Genomic DNA, 15,973 nt, shown 5'->3' on the forward strand with positions numbered 1-15,973 from the left:
TCAGGAGATTATCGTTCCCGCTCCGATCGGATCAGGGCCTATTTTGGACCATGCCCGTTCTCTGCGCTTTGCGATCGCCTGCAACACCCGCCTTCCGTAGGTCTCCCAGGAATAAGAGGCCTCCACTTTTTTTCTCGCCGCATCCCCCATCCTCTTGCGGAGAGGCGCGTCATCGACCAACTGGACGAGCGCCTCCCTAAGAGCCGCTCGGTCCCCGGCGGGCACCACGAAGCCCTCCACGCCCTGTTCGAGGAGCTCTCCCGAACCATTATGCGTCGTCGTGACCACCGGCAGACCGCTGGCCATCGCTTCCAAGACGACCAGGGCGCAAGCATCCTCTAAAGTCGGCAGAACGAAGAGATCGGCTTGCCGCATCCTCGCTGCCACCTCCCCGGGTAGCCCGGTTCCTTCATATCGTACGTTTTCCGGTAGATTTTCGAGAACTTCCGGGCTGACGATCGGCCCGAGCAAATGGAAGCGAATTGGCGTCCCGACCATGGACCGAGCCGTCTCCAGCAAAAGCGGGATGCCCTTTCGGTGCGCCATTTGGCAGACGCAGAGACAGTCCAGCGGGGAATCGGCTCTTTCCGGCTTCGCGGGATTCGGATAGAAAATGGACAAATCCACTCCGTAGGGGATCTGCTCGATCGCCTCCTCGGAAACCCCTCTGCCCCGAAGCTGCTCACCCACAAACCGGGAAGGGACCAGAACCATATCGGCCTCTTCTAATTCGGCCTCCACCCGGCGCGCCACCCACGGGGGAATCAATTCCTGATGGGAAACGGCCCGCAATCCCGCCAAGTCGCGCAAATATCGATTCTGATCCACTGGGTGGCTATTCACAAAATTAAGGCAGCGAAGCACGCCGTGGCGCCCAGCTTCGCGGAAACTCTCCCAACTTGCCGCATACATCCCGATCAAGCAATCGGCGGTACTCCGCGACAGACGGGAGACCACCGATCGGGCAAATCGCTCTTTAACCCAATACATCAGGTGAATTGAGAGGAGCGGAAATTGGCGGCTGAGCGTCCGCCGGGTTGACACATGCAGAAGCTCCTCCAGGCTCGCAACGGTCCGAGTTCTTCTTGCCGGAATGCCCGCGAAGGCTCGTCTACCCAGCTCTTTTCCGATTTTTCCTCCCCAAAATGGGATCCGTCGAGCCCAGGGCTCGACGTTAGCAAAACAGAGGGTGCTGTAGAAGCACTCCAGAACCTTTTCCGCTTCCGCGGCCCGGGCAATCGCCAGGATCGAATTCTCCCGGTAGGGACTGCTGACAATGACACTCATGAGCCTCCTTACTAGTGTGCTGAGCGATACATAGCTATGCATTAGCTTTTGCTTCGATTGCTGCGCGGGAACGCTGGATTTTTTCCAAAATGGCCTGCCCCTCAGCCTTCCAAACGTATCGCTTGGGCGAAAGGTCGTGGTCCTGCAAATAGGCCTCTATTGAAGCGACCAATTCCTTGGTGCTTGTAAAGCTGCCGTCCCGGATGCAGTCCACCGTCAAATCCCGGAAAAAGCGTTCCACCAGATTCATCCACGAACTGGACGTTGGCGTGAAGTGAAGGTGGATTCTGTGGGTTCCCTGCATGCGCTCCTGACGCTTGTTGCGCGCGTGGATCCACTCCATGACGAGCGGTTGCTTGTGCGTGGCATAGTTATCGACGACCAGGTGGAGCGACAAAGAGGAAGGGATTTCCCTATCGAGTTTCTTTAGGAAGGCGAGCCACTCTTTATGAGTGTGTTGAGGAGCCGTCTGGCGGAATATCTTTCCGTCCAAATAGCTCAAGGCCGCGAAAAGCGTGATCGTTCCGTGCCGGACATAGTCATGGGTGCCGGTGCGAACCCTTCGAGGCCCAAGAGGCAAAGCGATTTGTGTGCGCTCCAGGGCCTGGCATTGGCTTTTCTCATCACAGCAGAGGACCAGCGCCCGTTTTGGCGGATTAAGATAAAGACCGATCACATCCCAAAACTTCTCTTCAAATCGGGGATCATTCGATACCTTGAAGGTGCGGTGGAGGTGGGGCTTTAAGTCATTGGCCCTCCAAAGTCTCTGCACCGTGTTGGCCGAGACCCCTTTGGCCTTCGCCATCTTACGCGAGGACCATTGGGTAAATCCTTTGGGAGGCCGCGTGACCTCCGTAATAATCTCCTCCTTGATCCGATCGCTGATGCTTGGCTTGCGTCCGGATCTCCTGGCTTCGCGCAAGCCTTCAATTCCCTGCTCCCGGAAGCGCCTCTCCCATTGAACAACCACCGGGCGGTTGACCCCTTCGGTGCGAGCCGTCTGCTCTTGGGTGAGCCCATTGATCCGGTGGAGAATGATTCTCGCTCGCCGCGCCTCACGTTGCGGTGTCATGGGACGATTTGAAGTGCTCCCTAAAAATCCGACCAGTGGTTAAGCTAAGAAAAGGAAGCCACTGGAATGATAGAGAAGACAAGCAAACGGACGCGTCGCCGGCACAGCGCGGAGTTCAAGGCCAAGGTGGTTGTTGCGGCGCTGCGCGAGGACAAAACGATCAACCAATTGAGCACGGAATTTGGGGTGCATCCGGTCGTGGTCGGGCACTGGAAGAAGCAAGCGTTGCTGGCGCTGCCTGGAGTCTTTGGCCGGCGGCTGGAACGCGAGAGCCAAGCCGTCGAGTCACGGGAGCGGGAGCTCTTCGAGCAGATTGGACGGCTGGAGGTGGAAAACCGCTGGCTTAAAAAAAAGTTCGGCCCTCTCACTTGAGGCTCGTCGCGCCATGATTGACAGTCGAGGGGAGCTATCCGTGCGTCGCCAATGCGAGTTGCTCGGGCTGGACCGCAGCGGGCTTTACTACCAGCCGGTGGGTCCGGATGCCGAGGAGATCGTGTTGTGTCATCGCCTGGACGAGCTTTACACGGCGCATCCGTTCTACGGAGTGCGCCGGATGAGGGAGGCACTGCGGCGCGAAGGCGCGACCGTGAATCCCAAGCGGGTGCGGCGTTTGTTGCGGCAGATGGGGTTGCTGGCGGTCTATCCGAAGCCGCGATTGAGCCTGTCGGCATTCGGGCAAAGCGTCTTTCCGTATTTGCTGCGCGGGCTGGCGATTGAGCGACCGCATCAGGTCTGGGCCATAGACATCACGTATGTGCGACTGCGTGGCGGCTTTGCGTTTCTGGTGGCGCTGCTCGAATGGTTCAGCCGCTACGTGCTGGCTTGGGAACTGGCGCCGAGCCTGGAGACGCTGCATTGCTTGCGCGTCCTGGATGCGGCATTGGCCCGAGCGGGCTGCTCGGCGCAGATCGTCAACAGCGATCAGGGGAGTCAGTTCACCAGTTCCGAGTGGACCAGCGCCGTGCAAGCGGCGGGGATGGCGGTCAGTCATGATGGGCGTGGACGAGCCTTGGACAACGTAATGGTCGAACGGCTCTGGCGTACGGTGAAGTATGAGGATATTTACCTCCGGGACTACGGCAACCTGCCTGAGGCCCGGGCGGGCCTGGACGACTACTTCCGGTTCTACAACAGGGAGCGGCTGCATCAGGCGCTTGATTACCGGACGCCCTTAGAGGTATTGGAAGAAACCCCAAGAACGAACCGGGAGGGGACTGGCAACGGCTCGTTGCTTCCAGCCCCTCTCGATTCAAAATAGGGAAGGAAGAGACGCTCAAAAATTAGTCTAAAAACCGCTTCCATTGGTCGGACGTACTGGGAGCACCTCAATTGATCATGCTTTGGAGTTCGTGCTTCTGCTTGTCGCTCGCTGGAAGAATGTGGATAGGTCTGCCCATTTATCCAAATTATCAGAACAAGATCCTTGTGTCTAGCTATTTCTCGCTCAGAACACTAGAGATTGGGACCGTGCTCTTCCCAGGCTTTTCATATTTTCCGCCCCATATCGGGCTCAAGTTTTGTCCCGCAGAACTCGCCAACCCTACTCCCTGGAGAAAATCCCTTCAAAGGGCCTTGCTTCGTGTCCGCACCCTACCGTCCTGCGTCCTTTTCCGATCGACCCAGGTCAGATTCCCCCGCAGTACGATTTCCGGGGCATCCCTGTAAAGGCGGGGTAGCGCGAGCCAGATTTCGCGGCTTGTATGCGACCAGGCCGATGCTGAAGGGAGGTCAGCCCAACCAGGAGGTGATCCGTTGATCGAAAAGAGCAATCCGCGGACGAAAAGGGAGAGAAATCCCCCATCCGAGCCATGGATGAAGGACGCCGGCGCGCCGTTGCAGGCCCGTCGCCTTTTGACCTAACCATCCGCTGCAGTACGAGATCTCTTCCAGCTCCAGGCCCGCCTCCCGGGAAAGTTCCCGCAACATAGCGGGGGTGTATCCCCTGCGCACGTGCCAGCCAAGCTCCTCTCTCTGGAATGGTCCCGCATCCTCTTTGGTGATCGCCCGGTAGAGGAAATGGGGAGTGGTCAGCAAGAGACGACCTCCGAGAACCAGGCACGCCGCATCGCCCGGAAGAGAGATGCATCATCCAGAAGATGTTCTACGGCCTCCAGGCAGAGCACGAGGTCGAAATAGCCATGCCACGGCTCTTCTTCCTGAAGCAGCCGTGCATCCAACCGAACGAGTTTCGCGTTTTTGGCTCCCGAAAGCTCTACCCGCGTAGCCGCGGCGTCTAGATCCGCCTGGCTCCAGCTGATTCCGACCGAGTCGTATCCGCGCACGCTGGTGGAGATCGTAAAGGCCCCGCTTCCGCAACCGACATCGAAGAGCCGCTCTCTGTTTGCCGTTCGAGGAAGCGGCTTGCACAGCCAGCGCCACCGGTCCCAGACCAGCGTGTCTCCGTGCAGCAATCCAGCCCGGCACCCAAGAATACGAAGCAAGAGATGACGGTCGATGCGCATCGATACTCCATCCTTCCTTTACTGCCCTCTGGAACTGCCTGCACAGCCGGCGGAACGCCCGCCTCCAATTCCCGCTACATGCTGTAAGGAAGCCACCGTATTTTTCCGCTCCGCCGCAGGAGGAAAGACGGGGGAGCTCCGTACCGACCCCGAAAGAAATCGATCAGCGCACACGCCCGCCCAAGACCGAATTCATCCACCCTGTGATTCTTGGCATCCAGGAGAAGAAGGCGCACGGTGTTCAGCGCAAAGAGGAGCGCACGGACCGACACCGCAATTAATCCGCCGTACCGCAAGGCAAGAAAGAGCGAGTTTCTTCCATGCAAGTAGGAATATAGGAGAGAAGAAGCCGCCCGTCCCGGGTTGTCGACTGTTGCCCCCCAAACAAGGACAACACGCCAACCGGCGCGACTCACGCGCAACCCAAAATCGTACTCCTCCCCGTAGCAAAAGAAGCGCTCGTCGAAAAAGAGGTTGAGTTCGCGTATGCACCGTTTTCGCACGGCGAATAGCGTTGCGTTTGCCAAGACCACGTCTTTCCATTCCCCCTTCTTCCCGGGCTGGCAGCGAACGCTTCTCGGCCCGAGAATCGGAGTAAAGTGCGGATAGACAGGAGAAACCTCTGCATCTTGATCCGGGCAAGCGATCCCGATCGTCGAATCCGAAAGGAGAGCTTGCGTGAGCAATGCCAAGCATTCTTTGCGGGGAATCACATCATGCGATGCCAAAAAGCAGATCTCCTCTCCGGAGGGTTCTGCAAGCCAGCGGCGAAGCAAAACGTTGAGGGCGCCCCCAAATCCCCTGTTTTCGGCAAGCGCGACAACCTCCACCTCTTTTGGCAATCCCCGGCAGAGCTGCGCTCGCTTCTCCGGGTCTGATGCGTTGTCCGCGATCACGATGCGCAAGGATACTTCCGATTTCTGCAAGCAGCCGATCGACTTGAGACATGCCTCGGGGGCATTCCAGTGGGCGATGAAAAGGGGAACGGGGCGCATAGGCAACCTCGTCTTCCGGCTAGAACAAGGAAATATGAACTACCTCTACCAGCGCCGGTGAGTGGCTCTCGTGGAGGTTTCGGGCTTTGCCGAGCGCATCGCCCAGGATGATTCCCATCCTTTCAACCGGAGTCCCGCCGAGAGCAGGATACGCGTCCGTGGGTTTTTTCGAATCAGTGAGACCTTTCACGCCGTTTCCATCGGATTATTCATCCCGTCCCTTTCTGTTGTTAAGTTGCTTTTCCGCTCCATTCTCTGTTCCTCCCTCCGTTCTGGCCGCTCCCCGGGATGGCCTCCTCCCCAGGAGGTTTGCATAAAACAAGAGCAGGGCCGTCCCCGCCGCTTCAAAGGAATAATGCGCCGAAAAGAAGTGTCGCGCTTTCCGCGCCATCTGTTCGCGCAGATCCCGATTCTCCAGTATCTCCACGATGCTCCGAGCGACCTCATCCGATTTCTCGAGGCGCACTAGATGTCCCGCGCCTGCCTCGATTGCTGCCCCGACGTTGGCTTCACCAGTGACCACGATCGGCAAGCCGGCGCCGAGCGCTTCGATCACCGCCATGGGCAAGCCTTCGTTGCGAGAGAGCGTGATAAAGAGGGTCGCCGCAGAAAGAAGACTCCATTTTTCCCCGTCATACACCGGACCGACAAAGTGAATGTGCGCTTTCCCCGCCATTCGCGATGCCTTTTCCCGCGCCAATATCCCATAGGAGCCCTGGTCCGGCCCCGCAAGAACAAGGTGGGCATCCGGGCGCCGCTGATAGGCGCGCTCAAAAGCGTCAAGAATCTCGAGAACCCCCTTCTGCGGACTCAATCGTCCGAGAAAGAGGATCACCGGCCCGTCCCAAGGTAGACTGGTCGTCCTACGTCGGTTCTCAGTCGCGGGTGGCACCGCCGGAATCTTTACGAAGTTGGGGATCACAGTAGCCCCAGGGTGCGGGGGAAAAACAGACAGCCTTCTCTCCTCCTCACCCAAGAAACGGATTGCCGCCGCACGCTGCCACGCACGTTCCAGGAAGAGCTTTTGAAAGAAAAACTTTTTCCAGAATTTTTTTTCCCGATCCTGCCGGGAGGATTGCCCATGCGGGGTGAACACGTAGGGGACGCCGCTCTCATAGGCGGCACGAGCGGCATCGATCGCCGCCCCGAGCCAGACTCCCTGAATATCGAGGAGGTCATAGGCAGATAGATGCGCTCGCAACCATTGGCTCAGCTCTCGAGGACGATAAATCCTCCGGTTCCAACCCTTCCCGGCAGGAAAGACCAGGCATCCGGTCCGAGAGTCGAGTGGCTCCCTCGCCTCTTCCCCGCTCTCCCCGAGATCGGTCGTAAGCACTTGCAGGCTCCAGCCTGCCGAACAAAGAACCTGGCTGAGGGAAGAAGCCGCGCTGGCTATTCCACCCGCGCTCCGCGTCAAGTGGGGAGCAAGAACGAGAATCTTAGGAGGTCTCACGGAAACGCCAACCTTCTTTTCCGTTGGAGAAAGATTCGCAGCATGCCGGAGGTTATCGTCAATAGCGCGAAGATGACAGGGCCAGATTGAAAGGTCGTCACCGCCCGGATTTCCATCTGGAGAACGAGCAGAAGATAAGCATAGCAGAGCATCGCTCCATCCCGTTTAGGCATCGAGTAAAGAGGGCCGAGAAGCCAGCGAACTCCCAATCCAAAAACAAATGCTCCGACGATGAGTCCGCTCAAGCCACCGGCCCCAACTAGGTCTCCAACGATCGAGCGGCTTGCCCACCAAGAGCGCGTATCGTCGCCGAGCTCCCGTGGATCGGGCTTCCCAGGCCAAAAGACCCTGGGGACAAAGGTAATCGCCACAAATGTTGCAATCTGTCCCGCAGCCGAGAGAAAACCAATCGGGCCCGCATGGGCCGCCAATCCTTTATCCCGCTCCAGGGAGTCGACCAGATTGGCAATCCAATAGAGATTGTCATCCCGGTGCGATCCTCCGAACTCGAGCTCGGGCGCTTCCAGATCCCCGACGTTTTCCCAACCTACGCCGCGCACGGAAACCATGAAATCCGTAATGGGGGTCAGCACAATCACGCCGGCGACCATCCCCGCCAAAAGCCGGCGGAGATTTCCTCGGCGTTCGATAAACCGTATCAGGAGAGGTAGGCCGATCGCCTGGAGCAACGATCCTCGCACCCCCTCCAGGAGGAGCGTCCCCACGTCCAAGGAAACCACGACGACCAAAACCACCTTTTTCCCAACAGAGAGATCAGGCGTCCAGGCACGCGCGGCGCAAAAGGGAACCATGAGGAAAAAGATCCCGGTAAAGTAAAGGAGGCCACGCCAATCCCCCACCGCGCCCGAACGCAATTTATTTCCCTCGTTGTCGCCCGACCGGGTAAGAAACAAATCCTCAAGAACCATGGAAATGTCCCCGTCCGCCAGAAGGATCCGCTTGGCGAACTCCATCCCAAAAGCGAACAGCGCCATCCAAAAGTAGAGACGGGGCTCAAGGGAAAAATCAGCCCAGCGCAACAGAGCGGAGAGCGGGCTACTCTTCGGCCGAAAGGCGAACCACCCGAGGAACGCGAGAGCGACAAAGAGCGCACCAAGGGTCTCGGAGAGAAACAACACCCGAATGGGAAATCCTTCCATCCGACGCAACAGTGCCATGTCGAGCACGAAGAGATAGATGCAGCCCCCCGCCATCACCACCCCTGGACTCACCAGCGCTCCCGGATCCTTCCAGAGAGCAACCCCGATTCCCAGGCAAAGGAACGTGAGTGTGCCGACCCCGATCGAATGAGCCAGAACCTCGGTGGGTCCCTCGATCCCTTCGAGCAACCAGGCTCCCAGCACCACGGAAAGAATACCGGCTGCAATCCAAAAACCCCAAAGAGGGGAAAGCTCCGGAATGGGGGAGGCGGCTAGCCGCCTCGCTGTCTCTCGGTGAAAAAGTCCTCCGGTCAGACGGACGGGTCCTCTGGTCATTCGGGCAATTCCCTGGACGCTCACTCTCCTCGAGCCTCCTGCGCGGCTTGGGCTGCGCTCACGAGGCCCTCCGCCCATTGATCCGGGCTGAGGTGTCGGATGATCCGCTCCGATTCCTTTCCCAAGCCCCGCCTCTCTTTATCGGTCATGGCGCCGATTTTCGCCAGCAGCGCCGCGAGGCGATCGCTCTCTCCGGGAGAAAAGAGAAAACCGTTTCCCGCCTGAACAAGCTCAGGAGCACACCCGCAGGTATCCGATACGATAACCGGCAAGCCGGAGGCCATCGCTTCGTTGACGACGAGCCCCCAAGGCTCGATCGTGCTCGGGAGAACGAAACAATCCGAAAGGGCGTAGTATGGGGGGAGCTCTGCCGTCGGAACAAAGCCCCGATGGATCACCTCGGGGATCCGATGTTCTTGCACGTATCGCTCGAATTCCGCGCGCAGCGGGCCATCACCCAAGAGAACCAAGCTTCTGTCCCCTCCTTGGTCCCGATACGCACGATAGGCTCGCAAGAGACCGAAAACATTTTTTTCGGGTGCCAGCCGGCCTGTAAATAGGAAGTAGCGTAAGGGAAGCCCAAGCCGTTTTCGCCAAATCTCCTCCTGGGCTCGCGTTCTCTGCGCGCCAATGGAGAAGAAATCATTATCAACGACAGAGTGAGGTCCCCAAATCCGATCGGAAGGAATGCCCAACTCGATAAGGTACTCGCGATGCCGAAGCCCACCGACAAAGCCCGTGTTGAACAACCGGGGAATCATCCAGCGCTTCAACCCTTCCATGAGCGGATTCCGCCTCTTATCGTGCCGAGTCGTCTCAAAGAGCAGAACGCTCCCCTTACGCCTCTGCCGGGCCCACCACGTCGCTCTCTGCAAGACAGGCAGGCCATATCCGGCCGTCGCGATCACATCCGGCGTGACCTGGTCGAGAAATTCCCTCATCCGAAACGCAGCTTCCCTCTGATCGATCTGCTCGAATGCCCCGGTGCAAAGACTGAAAACCGGGATACCTCGCTCCTCTTTTTCTCCAAGCCATGGGTGGCTCTTCTGGGTTTGGGAAAGCTCGACAAACACCGGGTCGATGCCGCGCCGCTTCAAAAGAGCTCGTGCCCGTGCAAGGTGATAGGGCCCAAAATGGGCGTAACAGATCAGAAGCCTCATCACTCTTCGAGAAGGTTCAAAAACGTCGGGCTTCCACCTTGTGTCGACGCCCGCAACGATAGCGGCCTAGACCTTGGCGGCTTCAGCCTGCAATCGACCGTAGGTTCGCGCAAGGAAGCCCGCATAACTCTCCCAACCAGATGCTCGCACCGCCGCTCCCGCCGCCGCTTCTCCCGTTTCCGAAACAAGCTCCGGGTTGCGGTATAAACTCTCCAGAACCTCCGCAATTCGCTCCGGAGAGCGGATGGGTACCACGAAGCCCGTCCGGCCGGGGGCAATCAGATCGGCCGCACCCGTATTTTCCGTAACGATCGCGGGGAGGCCGCATGCCATGGCTTCCAGGCAGGCAACTCCAAACCCGTCTTCGATCGACGGAAGCACGAAAACCGACGACCGCCGATAGTACCGCGGTAGCTCGGCGTTCGGGACCCAAGGGATATGCTCGTATAGCCCTTGGTAGTGTTTCAATACCGGCTTCATGGATTCACTCCATGCGCCGATGAGGAGAAGCTCCGCATCGGGGAACCGAAGCAAGCGCCATGCCTCCAGCAGGTCGATATGGCCCTTCCTAGGAGAGAGGTGTGCGACACAGAGGACGCGGAAGGGCTTCCGAAGCTGGCTCTTCCGAGGCTCTGCAGTAAATCGAGCCAGATTCACCCCGTAGGGGATCAGGTGGATCTGCTTCTCGCGAAAACCGTTTTGGAGAAAGGAGCGCTTCAGCCATCGGGAAGCGACGAGCAGATGATCGACAGACTCCAATTCTTCCAGCAAGCGTTGCCCGCCGGAACTCGTCTCCTTTTCGAGCACAAGTCCCAAGCGGGCTTCCTCCTCTTCCAGGAGAGCGGCCAGCGCGCGCGGATGCGCATTGACCGGTTCGCCCAGGAGAAGACTCCCCTCGGATTTCGCCCTGCGCAGGATGCGGCGCGCCGTGCCGTGGAGGAGGATGTGCCAAAGAGGAGCAGATGACCACGAACGGAGCACCGCGTTCTCCCACCAATCCAAGAGAGCGGGAAGGAGCCGTCGAGTGCGAGTCTCCCCGAGGAGGCGATCGCACGCCCGCATGAGGTATTCCTTCCCCCATAGGTTGACCGCAATTTGTGACCCGGATGGCAAGATCTGCTGGCCAATCCGGTGAGAATAGTAAAAGCGATTGAGAATTCCGCGATCCGCCAGGTAAGAGACGTAATTGTGAAAATGGAATCGTCCGCAAACCGCTAGATTCACAAATGGGGGATTCTGCATGAGATTGCCCTGTTTTTACGATCGCCTCAACCAACCGAAGCCGAAACACGGCTCACGTCGCCCCAGCCATTCCTCGTCCGCGCACATCCGTCTTCCCACCTATCCTGACCAGCTCGGGACTCGCGCTTGTCCGCGCTTGCCCTACGCTGCAAAGAGAGCATAAGGTCGCTCAGCTTCGCCCTCGGGCGAGAATTACTTTCCTTTTTATGGCTTGTATCTGCCATCCCGCGTAGGCAAGTACACGCGTCGCCTCCGGGAGGCCAAACATCCGGAGCAAGAGAACAAAGCTCGTCAGGGAAAGTACGGAGGCGACTCCCAAGCGAAGCAAGGTGCCAGCCTGCGAACCATGACAGAGCCACCCTTTGACCCCATAAGCCACCGAGCCCGCAACAGCGCTGGCAAAAAGAAGGCTTGCCACGAAGCGACTCCAGGAGCGCCATCCGTTCGCGTCGGTGCTTCGCGATGCGGCGGCTAGCCAGAGAAAGCTTATCCAACCGATCCCTGGGGTAAGCCATGCCAAGCCGGCAAGACCGAAGCGCCGTGCCGTTACCTCAGAGCACGTCATTATCAGGATCGCACCGATTACGGAGACGGCGCTAGGGAACAGGGTCTCGCTTCGAGAATAGAAAGCTTTTTGCAAGAAGGCCGTTCCTGCCGCAGCCGGAATCACGAAGGCCAGGATGGTCACCACAAGGCTTGTCTCTTCAATCGCTGCACCGGAAAAAGCGCCCCGAGCCAGGAGCACCGAGATCAGGTCTCGACTGAAGATGGTGCAAAGAAGCGCCACTGGGGCCGAGAAAAAGAGCATCAACCGCAATCCCTCCCGCCAAAGTCGCCGGAATTCCAGCCCCTCCTTGGCACTCCAAGCATCCGACAGTCGCGGAAAGAGAACCGTTGCGAGAGCTCCCGGCACAATCAGTCCTAGTTGCAGAACCTTCCAGGCATATCCAAAGCTGGCGACAGAGCCCGGAGGAAGGAGGGAAGTCGCCCGGGTCAAGAAAAGCACGCCAGCATAGCCTACGCCCAATGTCAGAAAAAGGGGTAAGCCATTCTTAAGAAATCGAACCACTGTCTGGACAGAAAGTGTTCCTACGGACCAGAGCGGCCACCCTTCCTGTTTCACCAGAGGCAAGAGTCTACCCATAAATAGCAGGGCGATCAGAAAACACCCAAGGATCGGGGCGAGAACCAGCCCATTTGGCCCGGTCCAGAGAATCGCGCCAAGAAGGAGCAGGTTGTAGAGGCCTTGAGCGAATGGTTGGACCCAGAAAATTCCATGGCATTGGAAAAGCCCGGTCATGATCCCGAACCAGGCGAGCGGCAGAACCGCCAGAGAAAAGGAGCGCATGAAGGAGGTCGCGCTTACAGAGCCCGCTGGATCGAGTCCGGGGGCGAACCAGCGTGCAAGGGGCGAGGCAAAATGACTCCCCGCTGCCGCGAAGACGATCCCGAGCGCGAGAAAGAAAACCCCAAGTCCGGAAATCGCGCTCCAACCTTCCCTGGCTCGTTTATTCCGAGAAACCTCGGAAAAAAATGGGACTACAAGATTGGGCAGAATGCCCCAAGCAATTGATTGGGCAAAGAGAAAAAAGACAAGCCCTACCCGATACCCGTCGACCAGCGGGCCAATTCCGTAACGCCATCCCAAGGCAAGCTCGACAAGAAATCCGGAGAGCGGGCCTAAGAACGAGAGGATGCTGAGGCCGATCGCACTGCGGGCGACCCGGTGTGGGCCCGACGGTACTCGGTAAGAGAGAGCATCTGGTCCCGCTCCCTCTGCGGGAGCAGCCAATCCGGGCATGCAGCCAGGATTCTCCAGGTCAGATTCCATGTCGGCTCGTCCTCATCGTCGCAAGTCTTCCCACTCCGCGCCAGCCGTCGGCATCCAAAAATGTCCGGGAGCGACATGCACCATTCCCCATGCGGCGGTTGCCCATGCGACAGGCAATCTTTAGCTCCTTCCCTTTTTCATCTCCTGGAAAACACAAAACCACCGGTCGATTCGTGCTGCGGAAAAAAACGCCGCCCGTCTTCAGGGAATCGAAGCAGGAACAGATGAGATCTATTCCCGCCTTTTCGTCTCGCCTTCTGCACTCTCCGGGGATCCCGCATTTTTCGTGGCAATACAGACGACCTCCTCCCCGGCCTGCGGCCGGAATCGAACCAGGAGGGGTCCGATGATCCAATCCATCGCGCGCGCCCAGAAGGTCTCGAACACTTCAGTGGTCGAGCGCCCCGCATTTTTCCGGCTCCAGTGCCACCAGAAACCCATATCCATCGGGCTCGTGCTGACCTCGGCCCTTACGGGCAAACCGCTCAGGATCGCCTGGTAACCCGAGGGGCTCGGCAGGATCAGATGGCGCGGAGGGTCCAACTCCCGCCAAATCGCTCGAAGGCACCGCGCATTCCAACCCGTCGGATTCGGAGAAAGGCTCACGAGGACGCCTCCGGGACGCAGAGCAGCGACACAACGCTCCAGCGCCGCTCGCGGATCGAGAAGATGCTCGATGACGTGGCTGAGCGTGATCGCATCATAGGAGCCTGGCCTAAGCTCTGCGTCCTCGATTCCACCCCGCTGTACGGGAAGCCCAAGCTTGGTCGATTGCCCCGCCGCCCGTCCATCGGGCTCGATTCCCTCGACCTCCCATCCCAACTCTCGCATCAGGGTAAGGAACTCCCCGCTGCCACTGCCCACATCGAGCAGTTTGCCTCGCTCCCGGAAAGAGAGGAAACGCACCATTCGCCCGCCGGGAAACCCTGGGAGGAGCGCCTGGACGCTCCTTGCCCAGCCACGCCCGCCCGCCCCTTCCCACCATTGCTCCGGAATCCGGTAGCCGAAGCGACCTTCCAGGATAGCCAGCTTGATCGAAAGGCACAGTCTCCCGATCGCATGGCGGGCAGTAGGGCCCGAAAAAACCGGAGCGTCGTGCGTATAGTAGTTCTCAGGATAAAACCCAGGAATCGCTTCCGGTCGAGGAAGCGGGTCCATCCAGAGGGATCCGCAACCGCTGCATCGCTGATAGGTCCAGCTTCCGGGGAGCTTGAGGGCAAGGTCCCGACAATCGCTTATGGTTTCACACGGCTCACTATCGCATACTGGACAGTTGTAGCGATAGAATTCGACGTCATCCTCCAAAGTCTCTCTCGTGGCTCTCAAAGAACGCTGCCTCCTCGCTGTTTTACATGGTAAGGGGCGTCTACCGCGCTCCACAGAAGCCCCGCTTCTGGACACGAAGATGCCTGCCCGAAACTTACTCTTTTTTCCAGCAGACTCCCTTTTCATCAATTTCGCGTAATGGAGAGCAAATCCCCCTCCCCTTGCGATATTCATCGACGGCTTGTCTGCAGCCATTGACAACATAATAATCATCAATGATGCAATATCCTCCAACGCTCAGCTTCTCATAGAGCGAGTTGAGGATCGCCATGGTCGAGCCTTACATATCTCCGTCGGCGCGGAGAACCGCGAGCTTCTCAACTGGAGCTGAAGGTAGCGTCTCCTCAAAATACCCCCTGATAAAGACGATCCGATCGTCAAGCAGACCATAGCGTCGGAAGTTGTCTCGGACCTCCTCTTCTGTAACCGCCAAGTAGGAGACCTCGTGCAGCCGATCTCCCGTATCGGCTGGGTTCTTTGATACCATAGGCGGAGGTAATCCCGCGAAGGAGTCCGCGAGAAAGACTCTCCTTCTCGAGTCTCCGTAAGAAGCGAGGACACCCTTCATAAAAATCGCACACCCTCCCCGCCAAACCCCCGCCTCGAGCAGATCCCCCTCGACTCCATTCGAGAGAACTTCTTCAATGCATTCCTGGAGATTCGTCAACCGCTTCCAGCCAACCATGGTGTGTGCGTATAATGGCCAGAACGTACCATTGAGCGCGCTTTCTTCTGGGTAACGTTTTGCTAAAATAAAGTCCCTGCGCTGAAGCAACCCGACAATAAGGCGCACCGTCTGATTGATCCAACGAGACCGTCGCCATTGGTTCACCACGCCGATTTGCTCGCGCCACAACCGAAAGGTTAAGCTCTTTTTCAGGAGCTGCAGGTAACGGTTGCGAAGTTCGGCCACGGCACCCTGCTCTGACGGATTGATCGCTCCGGTCATTACATTATCCACGCCGTCCATATGATACTCTATTAATTGATCAGCAATCCTCCCTCGAAACTTCTTGCTCTTGCCGAAGCTTTCGAAGAAGACAGCGTCAACAGATTTTCGTTTGCACAACTAGCACCCGACATCCGCGTTATCCCATTTTCAGCGTGGTCGCGCGCTAAGACGTCCCTTCTTCGCTCTTCAGTCGACGTTTCCTCGCCGGTTGGCCCTCTTCTCGATGCCGCCACTCCTGCATCCACGTAGAGCCAGTTGGCGATGATACTCAAGCGGAAATTCGCGATGCCCGGCGCGGGAGCAGGGTCTTTTTTTATGAACGGGGAAGTGATTCTGCGCCAGGGAGGGAAAGAATGGCTAGACATCAAGCGACTTTTTCGATGCAATAGGCTTGATGAGACAGCTTTTCCATTCAGGAACCAGTGGGGTAAGGGATTGCGGACTAAATGTTTCGATTGCCAGTTCTCCAGAAGAGACGGAATGGTTCGATGGGCAGTTGAAGGAACGCCACTATCTGGGGGCGGGGCGATCGGTGGGCGACTATTTGCGCCAGGTCATTGAACAAGATGGGCAAGCGGTGGCTCTGCTGGTTTGGGGGCCGGCCTGCTACGCGCTCAAGGATCGGGATCGGTGGATTGGATGGAGCGCCGTACAGCGGGTGGAGCGGCTCAAGTTGATCGTACAAAATCGGCGTTTT

13 protein-coding genes and 2 pseudogenes are annotated in these 15,973 nt (G+C 58.2%); 3 read left to right on the forward strand and 12 right to left on the reverse strand.

Annotated features, from left to right (window positions below):
• Both A37A_RS0103210 and A37A_RS0103215 read right to left on the reverse strand, forming a co-directional pair.
• Positions 1 to 1,287, reverse strand: coding sequence for a glycosyltransferase family 4 protein (locus A37A_RS0103210; RefSeq protein ID WP_018290097.1), 1,287 nt, complete (start codon positions 1,285 to 1,287; stop codon positions 1 to 3).
• 34 nt (positions 1,288 to 1,321) lie between these two features.
• The gene (locus tag A37A_RS0103215) at positions 1,322 to 2,359 is read right to left on the reverse strand and encodes an IS630 family transposase (protein ID WP_018290098.1); all 1,038 of its coding nucleotides are present in this window, start codon (positions 2,357 to 2,359) and stop codon (positions 1,322 to 1,324) included.
• 66 nt (positions 2,360 to 2,425) lie between these two features.
• On the opposite strand from A37A_RS0103215, the gene A37A_RS0103220 reads away from it, so the two are divergent.
• Both A37A_RS0103220 and A37A_RS0103225 read left to right on the forward strand, forming a co-directional pair.
• Positions 2,426 to 2,731, forward strand: coding sequence for a transposase (locus A37A_RS0103220; RefSeq protein ID WP_018290099.1), 306 nt, complete (start codon positions 2,426 to 2,428; stop codon positions 2,729 to 2,731).
• A gap of 31 nt (positions 2,732 to 2,762) precedes the next feature.
• Positions 2,763 to 3,617: pseudogene (locus tag A37A_RS0103225) on the forward strand (IS3 family transposase); the annotation flags it as partial.
• 470 nt (positions 3,618 to 4,087) lie between these two features.
• Here A37A_RS0103225 and A37A_RS0103230 read toward each other — a convergent pair.
• The 10 genes and pseudogenes from A37A_RS0103230 to A37A_RS15535 form a co-directional block, all read right to left on the reverse strand.
• On the reverse strand, positions 4,088 to 4,393 hold the full coding sequence (locus tag A37A_RS0103230; protein ID WP_018290101.1) for a hypothetical protein: 306 nt from the start codon (positions 4,391 to 4,393) through the stop codon (positions 4,088 to 4,090).
• Positions 4,387 to 4,821: a bifunctional 2-polyprenyl-6-hydroxyphenol methylase/3-demethylubiquinol 3-O-methyltransferase UbiG gene (locus A37A_RS18035; RefSeq protein WP_018290102.1), complete on the reverse strand. Its 435-nt coding sequence runs from the start codon at positions 4,819 to 4,821 to the stop codon at positions 4,387 to 4,389. The genes A37A_RS0103230 and A37A_RS18035 overlap by 7 nt, the downstream gene beginning before the upstream one ends.
• 74 nt (positions 4,822 to 4,895) lie before the next feature.
• The gene (locus A37A_RS0103240; protein WP_018290103.1) at positions 4,896 to 5,816 is read right to left on the reverse strand and encodes a glycosyltransferase family 2 protein; all 921 of its coding nucleotides are present in this window, start codon (positions 5,814 to 5,816) and stop codon (positions 4,896 to 4,898) included.
• A 205-nt stretch (positions 5,817 to 6,021) separates the two neighbouring features.
• The gene (locus A37A_RS0103250) at positions 6,022 to 7,269 is read right to left on the reverse strand and encodes a glycosyltransferase (RefSeq protein ID WP_018290104.1); all 1,248 of its coding nucleotides are present in this window, start codon (positions 7,267 to 7,269) and stop codon (positions 6,022 to 6,024) included.
• Positions 7,266 to 8,765, reverse strand: coding sequence for a hypothetical protein (locus tag A37A_RS0103255; RefSeq protein WP_018290105.1), 1,500 nt, complete (start codon positions 8,763 to 8,765; stop codon positions 7,266 to 7,268). Before A37A_RS0103255 ends, A37A_RS0103250 begins: the two co-directional genes overlap by 4 nt.
• 20 nt (positions 8,766 to 8,785) lie before the next feature.
• Positions 8,786 to 9,925 (reverse strand): glycosyltransferase family 4 protein, encoded by a 1,140-nt coding sequence (locus tag A37A_RS15525; RefSeq protein ID WP_018290106.1) that lies wholly within the window; start codon positions 9,923 to 9,925, stop codon positions 8,786 to 8,788.
• Positions 9,926 to 9,991: 66 nt separating this feature from the next.
• Complete coding sequence (locus A37A_RS0103265; protein WP_018290107.1) at positions 9,992 to 11,167, reverse strand: glycosyltransferase family 4 protein; 1,176 nt, start codon at positions 11,165 to 11,167, stop codon at positions 9,992 to 9,994.
• Positions 11,168 to 11,336: 169 nt separating this feature from the next.
• A complete protein-coding gene (gene murJ, locus A37A_RS0103270; protein WP_018290108.1) occupies positions 11,337 to 12,998 on the reverse strand; it encodes a murein biosynthesis integral membrane protein MurJ in 1,662 nt (553 codons plus the stop codon).
• A 231-nt stretch (positions 12,999 to 13,229) separates the two neighbouring features.
• A complete protein-coding gene (locus A37A_RS18040; RefSeq protein WP_018290109.1) occupies positions 13,230 to 14,156 on the reverse strand; it encodes a bifunctional 2-polyprenyl-6-hydroxyphenol methylase/3-demethylubiquinol 3-O-methyltransferase UbiG in 927 nt (308 codons plus the stop codon).
• A 262-nt stretch (positions 14,157 to 14,418) separates the two neighbouring features.
• Positions 14,419 to 15,294, reverse strand: a pseudogene (locus tag A37A_RS15535) (TylF/MycF/NovP-related O-methyltransferase).
• A gap of 376 nt (positions 15,295 to 15,670) precedes the next feature.
• Here A37A_RS15535 and A37A_RS0103285 point away from each other — a divergent pair.
• A partial coding sequence (locus A37A_RS0103285; protein WP_155996591.1) for a Druantia anti-phage system protein DruA occupies positions 15,671 to 15,973 on the forward strand: 303 nt, incomplete at its 3' end.

This window comes from Verrucomicrobium sp. 3C (genome assembly GCF_000379365.1).
Lineage (GTDB): Bacteria > Verrucomicrobiota > Verrucomicrobiia > Methylacidiphilales > Methylacidiphilaceae > Methylacidimicrobium.

Excerpts from the sequence above, each read along its gene's own strand:
- A37A_RS0103210 (WP_018290097.1), bottom strand. The coding sequence starts at position 1,287 with ATGAGTGTCATTGTCAGCAGTCCCTACCGGGAGAATTCGATCCTGGCG.
- A37A_RS0103215 (WP_018290098.1), bottom strand. The coding sequence starts at position 2,359 with ATGACACCGCAACGTGAGGCGCGGCGAGCGAGAATCATTCTCCACCGG.
- A37A_RS0103220 (WP_018290099.1), top strand. The coding sequence starts at position 2,426 with ATGATAGAGAAGACAAGCAAACGGACGCGTCGCCGGCACAGCGCGGAG.
- A37A_RS18035 (WP_018290102.1), bottom strand. The coding sequence starts at position 4,821 with ATGCGCATCGACCGTCATCTCTTGCTTCGTATTCTTGGGTGCCGGGCT.
- A37A_RS0103240 (WP_018290103.1), bottom strand. The coding sequence starts at position 5,816 with ATGCGCCCCGTTCCCCTTTTCATCGCCCACTGGAATGCCCCCGAGGCA.
- A37A_RS0103255 (WP_018290105.1), bottom strand. The coding sequence starts at position 8,765 with ATGACCAGAGGACCCGTCCGTCTGACCGGAGGACTTTTTCACCGAGAG.
- A37A_RS15525 (WP_018290106.1), bottom strand. The coding sequence starts at position 9,925 with ATGAGGCTTCTGATCTGTTACGCCCATTTTGGGCCCTATCACCTTGCA.
- A37A_RS0103265 (WP_018290107.1), bottom strand. The coding sequence starts at position 11,167 with ATGCAGAATCCCCCATTTGTGAATCTAGCGGTTTGCGGACGATTCCAT.
- murJ (WP_018290108.1), bottom strand. The coding sequence starts at position 12,998 with ATGGAATCTGACCTGGAGAATCCTGGCTGCATGCCCGGATTGGCTGCT.
- A37A_RS18040 (WP_018290109.1), bottom strand. The coding sequence starts at position 14,156 with ATGGACCCGCTTCCTCGACCGGAAGCGATTCCTGGGTTTTATCCTGAG.